Origin of the sequence: Streptomyces sp. P9(2023), from assembly GCF_032436795.1 — a bacterium.
In the GTDB taxonomy this organism is placed as follows: Bacteria; Actinomycetota; Actinomycetes; order Streptomycetales; family Streptomycetaceae; genus Streptomyces.
The window spans coordinates 66,966-85,072 of sequence record NZ_JAUPWM010000022.1 but is presented as its reverse complement, the minus strand read 5'-3'; the positions used below and the strand labels follow the sequence as shown (position 1 = coordinate 85,072).

The following is an 18,107-nucleotide window of genomic DNA, read 5'->3' as shown; positions in this document are numbered from 1 at the left end:
GTCTCTCGTGGGCTCGTGGGATCGCGTGGGCGCTCGCCGGCGCTCGTGGCTCGTGGCGCTCGTGAACGGACGGGTCAGGCCCCGGGAAGGGGGAACGTGGTGCGGTCGAACGGGTAGCCCGGCAGCCCCGTCCTGCGGGGACGCGGCCGGGTGTGCGGCTCGGGCCAGCGGATCTCGGCCCCGGCCGCCCACAGGGCGCCGATCGTCGACAGCAGGATCTGCGGATCGGGCGTCGGGTCCTTCGGGTGCGGCAGGCTCTGCAGGATCAGGTGGCCGCGGCGCAGCTCCCCGTGGCGGCGGGCCAGCGCGGTCAGCGTGGTGCCGGGGCCGACCTCGACCAGTACGGAGCCCCGCACGGCGTCGAGGGTCTCCAGCACGTCGTGGTAGCGGACGGCCTGGCGCATGTGGCGGCACCAGTACGCGGGGGTGGTGATCTCGTCGGGGTCGGCCCAGGTGCCGGTGGTGTCCGAGACGACGGGGATCCGCGGGCGGTGGAACGTGATCCGGGTGAGGAACGCGGCGTACTCGTCGAGCACCGGGTCGACCAGCGAGGAGTGGCCGGCGCCCGGGATCGGGAGCAGGCGCGTCTCCACGCCCTTGGCCGCGTACTCCTCGACGAACCGGGCGACCGGCTCGGCGGGCCCGGAGACGGTCACCTGGTCGGGGCCGCTGAGCGCGGCGATGCCGACGCCCTCGGGGAGCAGGGGCAGCAGCTCGGCCTCCGTCATCCGCACCGCGGCCATGGCGCCGGGGGCGAGGCTCACGAGCAGTTCGATGCGCTTGACGACCATCCTGATCGCGTCCGGGAAGGAGACCACCCCGGCGACGCAGGCGGCGGCATAGCCGCCGAGGCTGTGACCGGCGACGGCCGAGGGGCGTACGCCCCACCGGATGAAGGCCCGGGCGAGGGTGTACTCCAGGACGAAGACGGCGAGTTGGGCGATGGTGGCGTCCGCGAGCGCCTGCCGGGCCGCTTCCTCGGCCGCCTCCCCCTCGGGGTCGAGGACGGCCCGCAGGTCCACGCCGGCCTCGGCCCGGACCTGCGCGGCGCAGGCGTCGACGTCCTGCCGGAAGCGCGGGTCGGTGCGGTAGAGCGCCCGCCCCATGCCCAGGTGCTGGCCGCCGTGGCCGGGGAAGGTGAAGACCACGGGCGGTGCTTCGCCGGCCGCCTCCTGGCCCGTACGGGTCTTCGCCCCGGTCTCGGTGAGATCGGCCGCCGCCTGGGCGGGGTCCTGCGCGACGACGTAGCCCCGGTGCGGGTGGGCGGTACGGCCCGTCTGCAGGGTCCAGGCCACGTCGCGTAGCGCATCGGCGCCCTTGAGGGTGTCGAGGTGCCTGCCGAGGCGGGCGGCCGTCCCGGCCAGCGCGGCCGGGGACTTCGCCGAGAACGGCAGGAGCTGCCAGGCGGCCTCCTCGCCGGCCCCCTTGATCACGGGATCCGGGGCCGCCACGGCGGGCGGCTGCGCCAGGACGACACAGGCGTGCGTGCCGAAGGGGCCGGACGCGCTCACCGCCGCCGCGCCGGGGGCGGGTTCCCCGTCGGGACCGCCGAGGACAGCCCGTACGAAGGCGGCCGCCGCGGGCGCGGTGTCGGTGACCCCGGTTCCCGTGGGGGCGTGGACGACGGCGACCGAGTCCGGGACGACGCCGCTCACCGAGAGGGCGTCGCGGGTGATCCGCTCGCGGCCCGCGTCCGCGGACTCCCCGGCTCCCGAGGCGCCGAGGGCGGTGCCGCGTACGACGGCGTGGATGCGGTCACCGTCCTCCAGGGCCGCCCGGAGCGGCTTCAGTACGACGACGGCGCAGCCTGCCCGGTCCTCGGCACCCTGGGCGGTGGGCACGGTGACGGACCCGGCGAGCGCGAGGTCGCACTCTCCGCCGAGCAGCGCCTGGACGGCGGTGTGCACCACGGCGAGCGCGGTCGCGGACGCCGCCTGCGTGGAGACGGCGGGGCCGGTCAGGCCGAGCTTGTAGGCGACCCGCGAGGCGAGGAAGTCCGCGCCGGTGGAGGCCCGGATCTGCCGGTCGTCCACATGCGGCAACCGGTCGGCCCGGCGGCGCAGTTCCGCCGCGTGGGTGGTGGTCGCCCCGCCCGCGTAGATCCCGACGACCGTGTCGTCGCGTGTGGGGTCGTGGGCGGCGTCCTCCAGGGCGTGGTGCGCGCACTCGAGCAGGACGCGCTGCTGCGGGTCGAGTACGACGGCCTCGCGCGGCGAGACGCCGAAGAACCTGTGGTCGAAGGCATAGGCGCCGGCCGCCAGTCCCCCGCTGTGCCCTTCGGGGGTGGCGGGCCACTCCAGGCCGGCGCCGGGCACCACGCCGCGCCCGAAGCGCGCCGCGACGCCGACGACCGCGACCTGGGCCTCGACATCGGCTCCGCCGAACTCGGCCCGTACGCCGGCCCGTTCGGAGTCGATCCGTGCGTCGGCCCGTGCGTCGGCCCGTACATCGGCCCGTACATCGGCCCGTACATCGGCCCGTACATCGGCCCGTACATCGGCCCGTACGTCGGCCCGTACATCGGCCCGTACGGGGGTCCGTTCGGAGTCGGTCATGGCGGTCCGCTCTTCCTGTTCCATGTCGCGTCCTCGGCTCACGTGGGGGTGTCAGGCCACGGGGGTGGACGGGCCGGCGAAGCGGGCGCTCTCGCGGCCCAGCGCGGCGTCCCGGTGTCCGGAGATCAGCTCGTAGGGCTGGCCGAGCCGGATCGCGCCGGCCTGTTCCAGCCGGTCGAACTGCGCGTCGTCGAGGGTGACGTCGAGCGCGCCGAGGTACTCCTCCAACTGGTCGGCGGTGCGGGGCCCGATGACCGGCACCATGGTGGTGGCCGACCGCTCGGCGCGGGCCCGCAGCCACGCGACGGCGACCTGTGCGGCGGACGCGCCGCTCTCCTCGGCCACGGCCAGGACGGTGTCGATGATCTCGGTGCGCTGTGCGGAGTCCTCGACCCTGATGGCCTGGCCCTCCCAGTCGCTGAGCCGGCCGCGGCGACTGGTGCGGTACTTGCCCGTGAGCAGCCCACCGCCGAGCGGCGACCACAGGGCGGTGCCGAGGCCGAGGGCCGCGGCCATGGGCAGCAGCTCGCGGTCGGCGCCGCGTTCGGCGAGGCTGTACTCGAACTGGATGCCCACCAGCCGGTTCAGGCCGCGCAGTTCGGCGATCGTGGCGGCGCGGGAGATGCGCCAGGCGGGGAAGTTGGAGAACCCGTAGTAGAGGATCTTGCCCGCGTGGACGAGGTCGTCGAGCGCGCCGAGGATCTCCTCCATGGGCGTGACCGAGTCGGGCAGGTGGGCCCAGTACACGTCGATGTGGTCCGTGCCGAGCCGCTTGAGGCTCGCCTCGACCGAACTGCGGATGTTCTTCCGGCTGTTGCCGGTGTTGGAGATCCGCGCGCGGCCGGCCCCGAGGGTGAACTTGGTGGTCACCACGAAGTGGTCGCGGTCGGCGGCCAGGAACTCGCCGAGCAGCTTCTCCGACTCGCCGATCTGGTAGTTGTCGGCCGAGTCGATGAACGTACCGCCCGCCTCGGCGAACCGGTCGAACATCTTCCGGGACTCCTCGCGGCTGGCGCCGCCGCCCCACAGGGTTCCGAAGTTGGCGGTGCCCAGCGCGTACTCGGAGACGCGCAGGCCGGTCTTCTCGCCGAAGGTCGTGTAACGCATAGGTGTGTCCCTAGCTCTCCGTGTTCAGTGCGCCGCCGACGAGCCGCAGCAGCTCCTGCTGGGCCTCCGGTTCGCGGAAGTAGAAGTGGCCGCCGGGCAGGACGTGGGCGTCGCAGGCGGCCCGGGTGTGGACGTGCCAGTCGAGCTGGCCCGCGTCCTCCCGGTCGCCGGCGAACACCGTGAAGGGGATGTCCAGCGGCTCCTCGGGCACGTGCGCGTGGGTCTCGGCCAGGGCCGCGTCGGCGCGCAGTTGATCCAGGGCGAGCTTCTTCAGTTCGGGGTCGTCGTGGACGACCTGCGGGAGCGCGCCCCAGCGCCGCTCCAGCTCCACCAGCAGCTCGTCGTCCGGCAGCAGATGGGCGGTCCCGCTGGTGGTGATGGGCGGCGGCTGCATGGAGGACAGCAGCAGCCGGCGTGGCTGCCGCAGGCCGGCCCGGCGCAGGGCGCGGGTGGTCTCGAAGGCGATCAGCGCGCCCAGGCTGTGGCCGAAGAACGCGAAGTCGCGTCCCGCCGAGCCGCGTCCCGCCGAGCCGTGTCCCGCCGAGTCGTGTCCCGCCGAGTCGTGTCCCGCGAAGTCGACCTGATCGACGAGATCGGCGACCAGGTCGGTCATCCGGGAGTACGGCGGCTCCTCCTGCCGGGGAGCGCGGCCGGGCAGCCTGACGGCCCACAGCCGGACCCCGGGCAGACCGGCGGACCAGCGCAGGAACTCCCCCGCGGAGCCGCCCGCGTGGGCGAAGCAGTACAGGTCGAGCGTGGTCTCCGTCCGGGGCCTGCGGCTGGAGAGCCAGCGGGCCCTGAGGTCGGCCGCCGTGGTTTCTGTGGTTCCCGTCGTTTCCGTCGTACCGATGCCGGTCATGCGGAGGCCTCCCGCGTGCTCCGGTCCGGGTCGGCGAGCTGCCGCTCGATCAGTGCGGCGAGGTCGGCGGCCGTGGCCGAGGTGAAGAGCGAGCGCATCGGGATCTCGACCTGGTACGTCTCGCGGATCCGGGCGAGGAGCTTGACGCCGACGAGGGAGTCGCCGCCGAGCTCGAAGAAGCTCTCGTCGGGTTCGATGTCGGTAAGACCGAGGGCCTCGCCGAAGAGCCGCAGCACAAGCCCGAGGGGCGTGTCGTCGGCCGGCGGGCCGTCGGACTCCCGCGGGCTCTCGCCGCCGGCCGCGCTCACGGTCGCCGTGTCGTCCGCCGGCGTGCCGTCCGCCGGCCCCGAGGCCGCCCGCGCGGCACCGGCGCCGGTGGCCGCCTGGGCCTCCTCTGCCGGGTGCCGTACGAGATAGGGCAGCCGCTCGAACGGATAGGTGGGCAGCGGGACGCGGGCCCGGGGTTCGCCGTCGTGGACGCCCTCCCAGGAGACCGTGGCCCCGGAGAGCCACAGCCGGCCCAGCGCCTGGTAGAGGACGGCGAGCGCGTCGCCGCCGTCGTCGAGGTCGGGCAGCGCGGCCAGCAGCAGGTGCTCGGGGGTGTGCGCCGGCTGCTGTCCGGCCGACGTGATCAGGGAGGAGCCCGCGCCGACCTGGAGCAGGACGCGCTCCGGATCGGTCAGGAGCGTGGTCAGCGCGGCGTCCGGGTGCCCCGGATCGCGCAGCTCGCGCGCCCAGCGGTCGGTGTCGATCGTCTCGTCCGCGCCGTACCACCGCCCGTCGCCGAGGACGACGGGTATCCGCGGCGGGGACGACCGTATGTCGTCCCCTGCGGGCGAACCGGCGGGATCGGCGATCAGCCGCAGCGCGTCGGCGAGCGGGAGGGCACCCGCGACGACCCCGGCGACCAGCGAGCCGACGCCGGTGCCGTAGGCCGCGGCGGGCCGGATGCCCCAGCGCCGCCACAGCGCCGCCAGGGCGTACTCGAACGCGAAGACGTAGGTGTCGCGCACCGCCGGGTCGCCGGGCCAGGCGAGGCCGCGGGCCACTTCCCGTACGGACGTGGCGAGCGGGGCGCCGACGTGGCTGAGGACCGCGTCGAAGGCCTGTCGGAAGGCGGGTTCGGTGGTGTGCAGCCGCCACGCCTCCGCCGGGCCGACCCGGCCCGGGAAGAGGAAGGCGACGGGTCGCTCGCGCGGGAGCGCGGTGGCCACGACCGGCTCCTGGGCCGTACCGTCGCCCACGCCCACGCCGGCGCCGGTGACGGCGACGGCGAACGCGCGGTGCGCGTGCTCGCGGCGGCCGGTCTGCAGCGTCCAGGCCATGTCGGCGTACGAAGGGGACTCCTGGCCGGCCAGGTGGGAGGCGAACCGGTCGAGCCGGCCGCGCAGCGCGGAGCCGGTGCGCGCGGAGTGCACGAGCAGCTGGGCCCTGCGCTCGGATGCCTGCGCGGGCCGCCGGGGGGCCTCCTCCAGGACCAGGTGGGCGTTGACGCCGCCGACCGCGAAGGAACTCACCCCGGCGCGCCGGGCGGTGCCGTCCGCCGGGGTCCAGTCCTGGAGCTCGCGGGCGACCCGGAACGGACTGGCCGCGAAGTCGATCTGCGGGTTGGCCTCGGTGAAGTGGAGGCTCGGCGGGATCTGCCGGTGGCCGAGCGCCAGGACGGTCTTGATGAAGCCGGCGGCGCCGGCCGCCGCGTCCGCGTGTCCGATGTTCGTCTTCACCGAACCGAGGGAGCAGAAGCCCCGCTCGTCGGTGTCGGCCCGGAACGCCTGGGTGAGCGCGGCGACTTCGATCGGGTCGCCGAGCGGGGTCGCCGTGCCGTGGGCCTCGACGTACGTGATGGTGCGGGCGTCGGTGCCCGCGGCGAGCTGGGCCTCGCGGACGGCCGTCGCCTGGCCCGCCACGCTGGGCGCGGTGAAGCCGATCCGGGCCGAGCCGTCGTTGCTCACGGCGGAGCCGCGCAGCACGGCGCGGATGTGGTCGCCGTCGGCGAGCGCGTCGGAGAGCCGCTTCAGTACGACGACACCGACGCCGTTGCTCGCGACCGTCCCCTGCCCCCGCGCGTCGAACGCGCGGCAGACGCCGTCGGGGGCCAGGGTGCCGTCCGGGCCGGTCCAGACGATCTTCTTCGGCGGGACGTGCACGGCGACGCCACCGGCGAGGGCCAGGTCGCAGTCGCCCGCGAGCAGACCGCGGCCGGCGGTGTGGATGGCGACGAGGGCGGTGGCGCAGGCGGACTGCACGGCGACGGCGGGACCGCGCAGGCCCAGCCGCTCCGAGGTGCGGGCCACCAGGAAGTCCGGTGAGGTGCCGAGGACGATGTCGTCCTCGGTGACGCCCGGGAGCTGCCCGCGCTGGGCCGACAGGGCCTGCGCGTACTGGGTCTCGGTGGATCCGCCGTAGACGCCGATGGCGCCCGGGAACCGGTCGGGGTCCTGGCCCGCGTCCTCCAGGGCCGCGACCGAGCACTCCAGGAAGACCCGGTGCTGCGGGTCGATGAGGAACGCTTCCTTCGCCGAGTAGCCGAAGTAGTCGGCGTCGAACCACTCGGCGCCGTCCAGCCGGCCTCGGGAGGGTACGTAGGTGAGGTCGGAGCCGTCGGCCGCGCCGCCCGGCAGGACGTACGGCGTCTCGCGGGTGATCGAGTCGGTTCCGGCGGCCAGGCCGGCCCAGAACTCGTCGATGTCCGCGGCGCCCGGAAAGCGTCCGGCCATTCCGACGACCGCGATGAACCCGTCGGCGTCGCCTTGCGGGTCGACGTCATTCACTGGATTCTCCCCCGGTGTCCGATCGGTGGGTGCCGAGCCGGGCCCGCCGGTTGCCGAGACCGTTCAGCCGGCCCACCGTCCGGCGTCGGCCTTCACCGGCCCCGGTGCCCTCGGCGCCGTCGAGGTGACGGGCGAGGGAGCGCACCGTGGGGTGGTTGAAGAGGTCGAGGAGGGCGACGTCCTTACCGGTGCGCGTGGCGATCCGGTCCCGAACCATCTGAAGCAGAATGGAATGCCCGCCGAGGTCGAAGAAATTGTCGTCGTCCCCCACCTCGGGGATTTCCAGGACCTCGCACCAGATTTCAGCGACAATGCGTGCGGTCGCCTTTTCCAGCGGATTCGGATGGGACGCGGGATCCATGCCACTCCTCCCTCGGGCTTGCCGACTTGGCTGTTCCTGAGGATCATCCGCCGCCCGTGGAAGGGAGTCCAATAATGAATTTCCGGGCAGCCAGAACGCTTGTTTATGACGAACGGCGGACCGCCCCGCGGGCGCGGAGCGGTCCGGCTGTGGGACGCGTACGGCGGCCCGTCAGACGCGTACGACGGTCTTGCTGCGCATCAGGAACTCGCCGAGGTAGCCGTCGTGCGGCAGGCCCGGCCGGTGCCAGTGCGTGGCGTGGCTGCCCACGTGCAGGTTGCTGATCGACGGTTCGTCGATCAGCGCCTCGACGAGGGACTCGTCCTGGGTGACGACCGTGAGCACCAGGGTGTCGCGCAGCGGCTCCACCCCGTCCTCCCGGCTCCAGGGCGCCACCCAGACGCAGGGGAACGGCACTTCCGTGCCGAGCTGGGGCGCCTGCGCGGAGTCCACCTGGTGGACGGCCGGGCGCAGGACTGCACTGCCGTCGTCGAGTTCGTCGACGAAGCCCGTGCCGCCGAGCCAGGCCCGGGTGCCGTTCGCCCGGTCGAGCACGAACTTCTCCAGGGCCCGGGCGGCCTTGGCGTTCTGGACCGGCAGCCGGGCCTTCTCGTCGTGCGGCGGCAGACTGGGCAGCGCGGCGAGCCGCTCGGCGATCGCGCCGGCGAGGGGGGCGGGATCGCCCTCGACCAGTACGGCGGTGGCGTTGACGCAGCCGCTGCCGGCGTGCCGGCCGACCGAGTCGATGATCATGTCGAGGTGGTCCCGCCAGTCGGTGTCGGCGGTCAGCAGGATCTTCGACCGGCCCGGTTGCAGGGAGAGCACTCCGGGGTCGTCGGCGTACTGCCGGATGATCTCGTCGCCGCCGTACGCCAGATCGGCGCCGCGCACGACGGCGTCGGCCGCCTCGTGCCCGCAGGGCAGCAGGGCGACGTGGCCGGCGCCGAAGCCGGCCTCGCGCAGGGCGAGGACCAGGCGGTGGGCGGTGAACGGCTCCCGGGCGGCCGGGCGTACGGCGACCCGGTAGCCGAGAGCCAGCGCCTCCGGCCAGAACCCGTGCGTGCCGGGGTGGTTCCCGGGGACGTGGACGGCGAGTACCTCGCCGCGCCGGGTCCAGACGGCCTGGGAGCTGCGGACCAGCGGGTCGCGCCAGTCGGCCACGGCGCCGGACGGGCGGGAGAGGTGGACGCTGCGGTAGGACTGTCCGACGCGGTCGGCGCAGGTGGCGGTGGCCACCCGCACCACGCCGATCGGCAGCCCGGAGACGCGGCTGACGGCCGCTTCGTACTCCTCCACGGTCAGCCCGCCGAGCCTGGCGGTGCGGAAGAGTTCCGCCGCGCGGGCCAGGGCGCTCGCCCGCTCGGCGGCGGGCAGGGGCGCCGCGGCCCGCAGGGCCTTCATCGCGCGGTTGACGAACAGCGCGGGCGCGAGGCTCATCTCGGCCATGACCGCACCGGTCACGTCCGTGATCGGCTGCCGGGTGTGGGTGCGGTACGGGCCGCCGGGACCCAGCGCGTCGAGCATGGGCGGCCCGGGTTCCGTCTCCGCCGGCGCTTCTCGTCGGTCCGTCATCAGTAGACCCCCTCGATGACGTCCTCGTTCTCGAAGCGGGCCACGGGCGCGATTCCGGCAGCCGAGTCACCCGTACGTCCCTCGGGCGCGGGCACCCGTATCGCCGTGTCGCGCTCCAGGTTGTTGGGGAGCAGCAGCGCCTTGCTGACGTGGTGCATCACCACCTGGCCGCGCTCGCCGTAGGCGACGGCGTCACCGGTGGCGGGGTCCACGACCTGGAAGGTGATGTACGGCGAGAAGGTGTCGAACACGCAGGGCTCGCCAGGTGCGGTGCCGTGGCGCTGGCCGGCGATGCCCAGGATCATCGTGCTGCCGTAGTGGCCGTAGAGGGTGGCCGAGGGGAAGATGTCGGTGCGGTAGAGGGCCTCGGTGTCGGGGTCCATCTGGGTACCGCCCCAACGGATCGCCTTCACCTTCTCGTTGACGAGCTCGACGAGGTCCTCGCGCTGGGCGATCCGTTCGAGCAGCGGCGGGGTCACCGTCATCACGCCGATGTCCTGGGTGCGCAGGATGTGCGCGGCCTGGTCGATGACGTGCTCGGCGTAGAGGTCCGCCTGGCCGCCCTTGCCCTCGGAGATCAGCCGCTTGACCCAGCGCGGGTCGAGGTCGACCTGGAAGCCGTACCGGCCGTGGGTGCGCGCGGAGCGGCGGAAGATCTCACCGACGATGTGGGGGCCGGACGGGGTGATGCCCAGCCAGTCGGCCCCGCGCGGGAAGCCGTGGACGTCCAGGTTGGCGTTGCTCCAGCCGACCAGCTTCTCCAGCCAGTCGGCCGGGCAGACCACCCGCTTGGGGGCGCCGGTGGTGCCGCCGCTCTCGAAGATCCCGACGATGTCGGGGTGTTCGCCGTAGCCGCGCGGCACGAGGTCGGCGGCCGGCACGTCCCGCAGCTCGTTGGCGACGTTGGGGAAGAGCGTCAGGTCCGCGTAGGCCTTGACGTCGGACCGGGGGTCGAAGTCGAGGGACTCCGCCCGCCTCAGCCAGAAGGGAGAGCCGGTCTCCGGGTTGAAATGCCATTCCATCGCGGCCCGGACGAGTTCGTCGGGGTCCGGGGCCGTGTCGTGTGGCAGGTCCAGAATCGACTGCTCGATGGGCGCCACTCGTCCTCCAAATTGCCTCAGCATCGCGGGATATTCCTCATCCGATCACCGGACGCGGTGACCGGGCCTGAGTAGTGACTACTCAATGAGGCGAGGGAGAATCTCGGGCAGAGTGAGTACCGGTGTGTACGCGCGTCGATCGGAGAAGCCGGTGAAGGCGATGGTCGCTTGGTGGGATCTCACCGAGTCGGGGGAGAGCGTGGAGACGCTCCGGAATTTCATCCACGAGGAGGAGGAGTCCTGGCGGGACATACCCGGACTGCTCCTGAAGGTGTGGATATCCGACCCCGCGTCCGAACGGTGGGGCGCGGTGCTCGTGTGGGAGTCCGAGGAGGCGGCGAAGAGCGCGGTGCTGCCGCGCAGCCCCGCCGGGGCGATCGGCCACGCGGTGGACTTCCGGGCGTGGTTCGACGTGGAGGCGGCCGTCGGGCCCGGCCTTGCGCTGCCGCACCTCGCGGCCTTGGGCGGGGTGGCCGCGGGCGCACCGGCCGGGGAGTAGCGCGCCGGCCGCGGCGCCCCCGAGTGCAGGGGCGCCGCGGCCGGTGTCGTACGGTCGCGCGTCGGGCCGCCGTTCACTCGGCCGGGCGGATGTTCCGGTTGAAGCGGAACAGGTTGGCCGGGTCGAACCTGGCCTTGAGTCCCGCGAGCCGCCGGTGGTCGGCCGGCTCCCAGAAGTCCTCGTCCGGCGCCGGGGGCGGGCCGTCCGCCAGGCCGCCGTACACCAGGCTCTGGAACCGGCCGCCGACGGACTCGGCGGCGAGCACCCCGAGCACCTTCTCCTGGACCGCGCGTACCTCGCCCGGTGCCGCGCCCATCAGCGGCATCAGGACGCGCAGCAGGTAGCGGGCCGAGCGGTGGCCCACCGCGTTCGCCGGCTCGGGCGCCCGCCCGAGCGCCCCGCCCAGGTGGCGTACGTCGACCACGCAGGGCAGGCCCGCGGCGGGGCCGGCCAGCTCCGTCACCACGTCGGCCTGCTCCGGGCCGAAGGACCGCACGAGCAGGTTGTCGCCCTCGTAGGCGTGCGGCGTGGGCGGGTCGTGGTAGATGTCGCCGCATTCGGTGTACGGCATCTCCGCGACGGTGTCGGAGACGCGGGGCCCGAGCGCGCGCAGCGGTGCGACGAGTTCCGCGCCCGTACGGGAGTCCCCGGTGTACGCGATACGGACATGGCCCACGTGACGCCCGCGGAGTCCGGCCGGGAACATCGGCAGATCGGGGTAGTCGAGCAGGGAGACCGAGGACGTCAGGGTCTCGGGCAGGTCCTCCGTCCACCGGAGGTACGACGCGAGCAGCCCCGGCGTACGGGCGAGGTCGAAGACCAGCTCACCGCCGTACAGCCGGCTGACCGGCACCAGGTCGATCTCCATGCCGGTGACCACACCGAAGTTGGCGCCCGCGCCGCGCAGCGCCCAGAACAGCTCCGGGTCGTCGTCCGCGGTCACCCGCCGGAGCCGGGCGTCGGCGGTGACGACGTCGATGGAGGCGACGCGGTCGGCCGCGTAGCCGAACTCCCTGGCCAGCAGGCCCAGTCCACCGCCGAGGACGTAGCCGACGGCGCCGACACCCGGTGCGGAGCCGTTCAGCGGGGCGAGGCCGTAGCGGGCCGCGGCGTCGATGACGTCGGCGAAGGTGGTGCCCGCGCCGATCCGGGCGGTGCGGGCCGCCTGGTCGATCGTGACGCCCGTCAGCGCGGCGGTGCTGATGAGCATGGAGCCGTCGGTGGCGGCGGCGAGGCCGTGCCCGGTGGCCTGGACCGCCACCGGCAGGTCGTGGGCGGCGGCGAACGCCACGGCCGACACCACGTCCTCGGCGTCGGCCGGCCGGACCAGTACGCCGGGCCGGTGCCGGTACGCGGTCTGGAAGCCCGCGCACCCGGCGGCGAAGCCCTCGTCGCCCGGCAGCAGTGCCTCGCCACGCATCCGGTCGCGCAGTCCGGCGACGGCGGCGGCGACGGCGTCAGCGGCAGCGTCCATGGGGGTCCTTCCTCATCTGTTCGTGTGCTGGTGGTTCCCGGGGCCGCCGTCGCTCACAGCAGGATCGGCTCCAGCTGTCCGGAGACGACCAGTTCGCGCAGCGCCTTGCGGTCCACCTTGCCGTTGGCGTTCAGCGGGAAGGTGTCCGCGAGGTGATAGGTCAGCGGGATCATGTACGGCGGCAGCGTCTCGCGCAGTCCTTCGTCCACCGCGTCGAGGTCGAGGTCGTCGCCGGACAGGACGGCGGCCAGCACCGTCGTGCCCTCCTCGTCGCCGGGGACGGCCACGACGACGGCCTGGGCGACGCCCTTCCGCCCGAGCAGGTGGGCCTCGACCTCGCCGGTCTCGATGCGGTGGCCGAGGATCTTGACCTGGGTGTCGAGGCGGCCGACGTAGCCGTACTCGCCGTTCCCGGTGCGGCGCGCCAGGTCGCCCGTGCGGTACCAGCGGTGCAGGCCGCCGTCCGGCGACTCGATGAGGTGGAAGGCGCGCTCCGTCTGCTCGGGGGTGTCCAGATAGCCCTGGAAGACCTGGGCCCCGGAGAGGCAGAGTTCGCCGCTCTCCCCGTCGGGGACCGGGCTGCCGTCCTCGGCCAGGACGGCCGCGGCCATGCCCGGGTAGGGGGAGCCGATCGACACGATGCCGTTGAGCGCGCGGGCCGGTGAGGTGGCGGCGTCCCAGCGGTGCACCAGGCAGGCGATGGTCGCCTCCGTCGGCCCGTAGAGGTTCTCCACCACGGAGTGCGGGGCCGCCTCCTGCCACGCCTGCGCGGTGGACGCCGGCAGCGCCTCGCCGCAGAACAGGCTCCAGCGCAGGGACGGCAGGCTGCCCGGCTCCAGCGCCCCGCTGCGCTGCTGGAGCACCGCCACGGACGGGACCGAGAACCAGACGGTGATGCCGTTCTCGCGGACGAAGTCCAGCGGCCGCATCAGGTCGAAGCTGTTCATCGGGACCAGGCAGGCACCGCTGGTCCAGGCCATGAACAGGTCGAAGACCGACAGGTCGAAGGTCTGGTCGAAGGTGTTGGTCAGCCGGTCGTCCGCCGTGAGTCCGTACCGCTCGGTGTTGGCGGCCAGGAACGCCGTCACGTTGGCGTGGGCGATCTCCACGCCCTTGGGGCGGCCGGTGGACCCGGAGGTGAACAGCAGATAGGCGCCGTCCTCCGGGTCGCTCGCGACCGGCGTGGCCAGGGGCGCGCACTTCTCTACGCCGGGGCGGGTGAGCACCCGGACCCGGTCGGGGAGGTTCGCGGGCGCCTCGTCGCTCTCCGGCAGCAGGACCGCGGGGGCGTCCGCCGTCCCCGCCAGGAGCCGGCCGAGGCCGGCCAGCGAGCCCGGGTCGGCCAGGACGACGTCCACCTCGGCGCGTTCCAGGATGTCGCGGTTGCGGGCCACCGGGTACTTCTTGTTCAGCGGCACCACGGTGGCCCCCGCGTACAGGGCGGCGAGGAATCCGGCGTAGGTGACGAGGCTGCGGTGGCCGAGGAGGCCGACGCGGCGGGGCCGCCCGTCGAGCGTGGTGATCGCCGACGCCCACTGCCGGGCGATGCCGTCCAGTTCCCGGTACGTCCAGGTGCGCCCGTCGAGGAGCAGCGCGGGGCGGTCCGGGACCCGTCCGGCCGAGGTCAGGAAACCGGAGTGGAGGAGGGGGGAGGCAGCTGCCTTCATGGTGTTCTCGCGTTCCGCTTCGATGGTCCGACGGATTCGACGGGGTGGGGCGTCACGGCTGGAGCCGGTCGACGCGCCACTGCGCGCCGGCCCGCTCGTACCGCAGTCGCTCGTGCAGCCGGTCCGCGCCGTCGGCCCAGAACTCCACGCTGTCGAAGCCGAGTTCGTAGGCGGCGAAACCGTCCGGGCAGGGCAGTGGGGCGCCGCTCGCGCCCAGCGCCAGGGCCCGCCCGCGCAGCGTCTCCACCGCGGCGAGGCCGTCCAGCGGCTCGCTCTGGCGAGAGGCCGTCGACATGGCGTGGGTGAAGACGGCGCGCGCCCGCCACAGTTCCGCGGTCGCGGCGGCCGGCAGCCGGTGGACCGGTCCGGCGACGGAAATCTGCTGGCTGGTCTCGCGCCAGTACAGCACCCCGGAGGCCCACGGGTTGACGGCCAGGTCGCGTCCCTTGCGGCTGCCCTCGTGGGTGAGGAACACGAGGCCGGTGTCGGTCACCTGGTTGATCACCACGATCCGGCTGGAGGACCGGCCGCGGGCGTCGGTGGTGGCGAGTGCGAGCGCGCGCGGCTCGCGCACCTCGTCGCGCACCGCGTCGGCGAGCCATCCGCGCAGCAGCCCGACCGGCTCCGCGGGCGGGTCGGTGAACTGCGGGAAGGCGGCCGCGACCGTCGCGGTCATGCTTTCCGACCTCGAACTGCTCATGACTCTCTCCATGGTTCCGGATCCGGCTCGGCCAACTGCTCTGCGGGGCGCGGCGGCCGCGTCACAGCCGCAGGGTCCCTTCGAGGGCGATGACCCCGTCGCCGCCCACCTCGACGCGGGTGACCAGCTCCCCGCTGCCCTCGGCGAGCGCGTGCATCGGGGACGGCCGGCCCATCTCGACGCCCTGGGTGATGACGATGCGCTGCCCGTACCCGATCAGGCCGTGCCGGGCCAGGTGGATCGCTATCGGCCCGGCGGCGGAGCCGGTGGCGGCGTCCTCGACGACTCCGTAGGCGGGCGAGAACATCCGGCTGCGCCAGTTCGTGCCGCTCCCGGCGAAACAGTTGGCCGCCATGTCCTCGAACGCGGCCAGGGCTCGGTGGTCGGGGCTGAGCGCGGACAGTTCCGCCACGCTGCCGAGGGCGACCAGGACGTGGCGCGGGCCGTTGCGGTAGATGTCGACGGGCAGGGCGGTGTCCGGCACGCCGAGCGCGGCCAGCAGCTCCTCCCGCCGGTCGAAGGGCTCCCAGACCGGCACGGGCTGCTGCATCCAGGCGGCGGTGACCACGCCGTCCGTACGGACCAGCTCGAACGGCACGATGCCCATGGCCGTCTCCAGCTTGAGCTGGTCCAGCGGGCCCCGGTTGCCGATCGCCACGGCGGTGCCGAGCAGCGGGTGCCCCGCGAACGGGAGCTCGTTGACGGGGGTGAAGACCCGGATGTGCGCGTCGCCGCCCTGCTTGGGGGTGAGTACGAAGGTGGTCTCCGAGAGGTTCATCTCACGGGCGATGCGCTGCATCTGGGCGGGCGTCAGGTCGTCCGCGTCGAAGTAGACGGCGACCGGGTTGCCCTTGAGCGGTTCCGTCGCGAAGGCGTCGACGACCACGTAGGAGTGCATGGTGGTTTCTCGCTGTTCTGTCGTCATGGGGCGAACACGTCCGCCAGGGCGGTGGCGAGGACGCGGGGGCCGTTCTGGGTGAGCACGGACTCGGCGTGGAACTGCATGCTCATGAAGTGCGGGCCGCGCAGCCCGTACACCTCCCCGGTGCCGGGATCCCGGCTGACCTCCACCACGCCCACGCCGTCGACGTCGTGCTTGTCCTCCGTGCTGCGGGCGGCGAACGCGTTGTAGAAGCCGACGCGTTCGCGGGAGCCGAAGAATTCGATCTCCTGCTGCAGGCCCTGGTTGGGGACGGGCAGCCGGGTCACCTCCAGGCCGAGTTGCAGGCTGAGCACCTGGTGGCTGAGGCAGACCGCGAGGAAGGGGCGGCGCTCCGCGAGGAGGGTGCGGACCGCGGTGTGCAGATGGCCGATCCGCGGGTGACCGGTGTCGCCCGGGTCGCCGGGCCCCGGGCCCATCACGACGATGTCGTGGTCGGCGAAGGAGTACGCCTCGTCGAAGCGGCGCACGGTCACGTCCAGGTCCATGGAGCGCAGCTGCCCGGCGATCATCGCGGTGAAGGTGTCCTCCGCGTCGACGACCAGGACGCGCCGTCCGGCGAACGCGGGGGGCGCGGTCGGCCGGTCGCCGGCGTCCCGCAGCCAGAAGCCCGCGAGGGAGTCGTTGCGGCGCTCCAGGGCCGCCCGTACCTCGGGGGTGTCGCCGAAGCTGCCGATGCCGCCGGCGTCCAGGGCGGAGAGCAGCCCGGACGCCTTGGCGCGGGTCTCCGCGGCCTCCCCGGCGGGGTCCGAGTGGCGTACCAGGGTGGCGCCCACGCCGATGTCCACCCGGCCCGTCGCGTCGATGTCCGCGGTACGGATGAGGATGGCGGAGTCCATCGCCCGGGCGCCGTGCGCGTCGCGGCCGATGAGGGCGGCGACTCCGCTGTAGTAGCCACGGCCCTTCGGCTCGTACGCGTCGATGACCCGGGCGGCGCTCTCCAGCGGTGAACCGGTCACCGTGGGCGCGAACATGGTCTCGCGGAGGATCTCGCGCGGGTCGCGGTCGGTCCGGCCCTCGATGAAGTACTCGGTGTGGGCGAGCCGGGCCATCTCCTTGAGGTAAGGGCCGACGACCCGGCCGCCGTCCTCACAGATCCGGGCCATCATCTTCAGTTCCTCGTCGACGACCATGTACAGCTCGTCGGACTCCTTGCGGTCGGCGAGGAAGTCGAGGACTCCGGGGAGGGTGGGGCCGGCGGCCGGGTAGCGGTACGTGCCGCTGATGGGGTTCATCACGGCGGTGCCGCCGTCGAGGCTGACGTGCCGCTCCGGGGAGGCGCCGACGAGCGTGCGCTCCCCGGTGTGGATCAGGAACGTCCAGTAGGCGCCGGTCTCCTGCCGGACGAGCCGGGAGAAGAACGACAGCGCGGCCGCCGGCCCGTAGTCGTCGAGGGTGGCGACGAACGACCGCTTGATGACGAAGTTCGCGCCCTCGCCCGCGCCGATCACCTCGCGTACGACCCGGCGGACCACGTCCTCGTACGCCTCGTCGTCCACGTCGAAGTGGCCGCCGGTCAGGCGCGTCGGCACCTGCGGGATGCGCCGCAGCGCGTCACCGAGGGGGACCTCCTGCTGCGCGGTCACGCTCAGCGCGACCAGCGGCGTACCGTCGTCGGCGGCGACGAAGCCACGCTCGGCGATCTGCCGGTACGGGACGATCGCGAGCACCTCGTGCCGGCCCCCGGTGGCGGCGTCCGGCGCATCGGGCAGCGGGACGCCGGCGAGGGTGCCGGGTGTGGTGACATCGCCGACGAGTACGTCGAGGGTGTCGGTGCCGCCCGCCTCCGGGCGGTACAGCAGGGCGAAGGCGCCGTACCGGCCGGCCAGGACGCGGTCGAGCAGATCGCCGGTGTTTACGGTCACGCGAAGACCTCCTTGGCGGTGACGACGACGGCGCAGCGCCCGGCGGCGTAGTCGAGGGCGAGCCGGTGGTGGCGCTCGTCGAAGTCGGCGACGGCGTCGGCTACGACGAACGGCTGGATGTCGTTGGTGAACGCCTCGACGGCCGTCATGAGGATGCCGACGTGGGCGTAGACGCCGCAGACGATCAGCTGGTCGCGGCCGGCCTCGCGCATCCGCTCCAGGAGCGGGGAGTTGTGGAAGGCGCTGTAGCGCCACTTGGTCAGCTGCCAGTCGCCGTCCCGGGGTGCCAGCGCGTCGACGACGGCGCGGTCCGCCTCGTCCTTGCGCATGCCCGGGCCCCAGAAGTCCACGAGGAGGCCGCGTTCCCGCTCGGTCATGCTGCCGGGCTGGGCGGTGTAGGCCACCGGTACGCCGAGGGCGGCGCACCGGTCGCGCAGCGCCGCCGCGTTGCTCACCAGCGGGTCGCGCATGCTGTCCGGGAAGGGCGCGAGGAAGTACCGCTGCATGTCGTGCACGAGGAGCACGGCGCGGTCGGGATCGGGTGTCCATCGTGCGGTGTTGGCGGGCAGGTCGCCCGCGGCCGGAAGCGCGTAGGGCTCGATGGGGGGAAGTCCAGCCATGGCTTTGCCTTTCGGTG

Annotated in this window: 14 protein-coding genes; 1 reads left to right on the top strand and 13 read right to left on the bottom strand. The window is 73.5% G+C overall.

Annotation, left to right across the window (positions count from 1 at the left end):
* Nucleotides 1-74: 74 nt before the first annotated feature.
* The 7 genes from Q5762_RS24885 to Q5762_RS24855 form a co-directional block, all read right to left on the bottom strand.
* Nucleotides 75-2,579, bottom strand: a complete 2,505-nt coding sequence (locus tag Q5762_RS24885; protein WP_315894447.1) for a type I polyketide synthase — start codon at nt 2,577-2,579, stop codon at nt 75-77.
* A gap of 27 nt (nt 2,580-2,606) precedes the next feature.
* Complete coding sequence (locus tag Q5762_RS24880) at nt 2,607-3,662, bottom strand: aldo/keto reductase (protein WP_315894446.1); 1,056 nt, start codon at nt 3,660-3,662, stop codon at nt 2,607-2,609.
* A 10-nt stretch (nt 3,663-3,672) separates the two neighbouring features.
* Nucleotides 3,673-4,521, bottom strand: a complete 849-nt coding sequence (locus tag Q5762_RS24875) for a thioesterase domain-containing protein (RefSeq protein ID WP_315894445.1) — start codon at nt 4,519-4,521, stop codon at nt 3,673-3,675.
* Entirely contained in the window at nt 4,518-7,292 is a 2,775-nt protein-coding gene (locus Q5762_RS24870; RefSeq protein ID WP_315894444.1) for a beta-ketoacyl synthase N-terminal-like domain-containing protein, read from the bottom strand. The genes Q5762_RS24875 and Q5762_RS24870 overlap by 4 nt, the downstream gene beginning before the upstream one ends.
* Nucleotides 7,285-7,653 carry a phosphopantetheine-binding protein gene (locus Q5762_RS24865; RefSeq protein ID WP_315894443.1) on the bottom strand — a complete coding sequence of 123 codons (369 nt, stop codon included), beginning with the start codon at nt 7,651-7,653 and terminating at the stop codon, nt 7,285-7,287. Before Q5762_RS24865 ends, Q5762_RS24870 begins: the two co-directional genes overlap by 8 nt.
* 171 nt (nt 7,654-7,824) lie before the next feature.
* Nucleotides 7,825-9,225, bottom strand: coding sequence for an aldehyde dehydrogenase family protein (locus Q5762_RS24860; protein WP_315894442.1), 1,401 nt, complete (start codon nt 9,223-9,225; stop codon nt 7,825-7,827).
* Entirely contained in the window at nt 9,225-10,349 is a 1,125-nt protein-coding gene (locus tag Q5762_RS24855; RefSeq protein WP_399495258.1) for a phenazine antibiotic biosynthesis protein, read from the bottom strand. The genes Q5762_RS24860 and Q5762_RS24855 overlap by 1 nt, the downstream gene beginning before the upstream one ends.
* Nucleotides 10,350-10,437: 88 nt before the next feature.
* Here Q5762_RS24855 and Q5762_RS24850 point away from each other — a divergent pair, with 88 nt between their 5' ends.
* On the top strand, nt 10,438-10,824 hold the full coding sequence (locus tag Q5762_RS24850) for a hypothetical protein (protein WP_315894441.1): 387 nt from the start codon (nt 10,438-10,440) through the stop codon (nt 10,822-10,824).
* Nucleotides 10,825-10,897: 73 nt separating this feature from the next.
* Here Q5762_RS24850 and Q5762_RS24845 read toward each other — a convergent pair whose 3' ends face one another.
* From Q5762_RS24845 to Q5762_RS24820, 6 genes are all read right to left on the bottom strand, one after another.
* Nucleotides 10,898-12,298 (bottom strand): FAD-binding oxidoreductase, encoded by a 1,401-nt coding sequence (locus Q5762_RS24845; protein WP_315894440.1) that lies wholly within the window; start codon nt 12,296-12,298, stop codon nt 10,898-10,900.
* Nucleotides 12,299-12,351: 53 nt separating this feature from the next.
* Nucleotides 12,352-13,965 carry an amino acid adenylation domain-containing protein gene (locus tag Q5762_RS24840; RefSeq protein WP_315894439.1) on the bottom strand — a complete coding sequence of 538 codons (1,614 nt, stop codon included), beginning with the start codon at nt 13,963-13,965 and terminating at the stop codon, nt 12,352-12,354.
* A gap of 52 nt (nt 13,966-14,017) precedes the next feature.
* Nucleotides 14,018-14,641: a phenazine biosynthesis FMN-dependent oxidase PhzG gene (gene phzG / locus Q5762_RS24835; RefSeq protein WP_315894438.1), complete on the bottom strand. Its 624-nt coding sequence runs from the start codon at nt 14,639-14,641 to the stop codon at nt 14,018-14,020.
* An 85-nt stretch (nt 14,642-14,726) separates the two neighbouring features.
* Nucleotides 14,727-15,590, bottom strand: coding sequence for a PhzF family phenazine biosynthesis isomerase (locus tag Q5762_RS24830; RefSeq protein ID WP_315894437.1), 864 nt, complete (start codon nt 15,588-15,590; stop codon nt 14,727-14,729).
* The gene (locus tag Q5762_RS24825) at nt 15,587-17,470 is read right to left on the bottom strand and encodes an anthranilate synthase family protein (protein ID WP_315894436.1); all 1,884 of its coding nucleotides are present in this window, start codon (nt 17,468-17,470) and stop codon (nt 15,587-15,589) included. The genes Q5762_RS24830 and Q5762_RS24825 overlap by 4 nt, the downstream gene beginning before the upstream one ends.
* Entirely contained in the window at nt 17,467-18,090 is a 624-nt protein-coding gene (locus Q5762_RS24820; RefSeq protein ID WP_315894435.1) for an isochorismatase family protein, read from the bottom strand. Before Q5762_RS24820 ends, Q5762_RS24825 begins: the two co-directional genes overlap by 4 nt.
* Nucleotides 18,091-18,107: the final 17 nt, after the last annotated feature.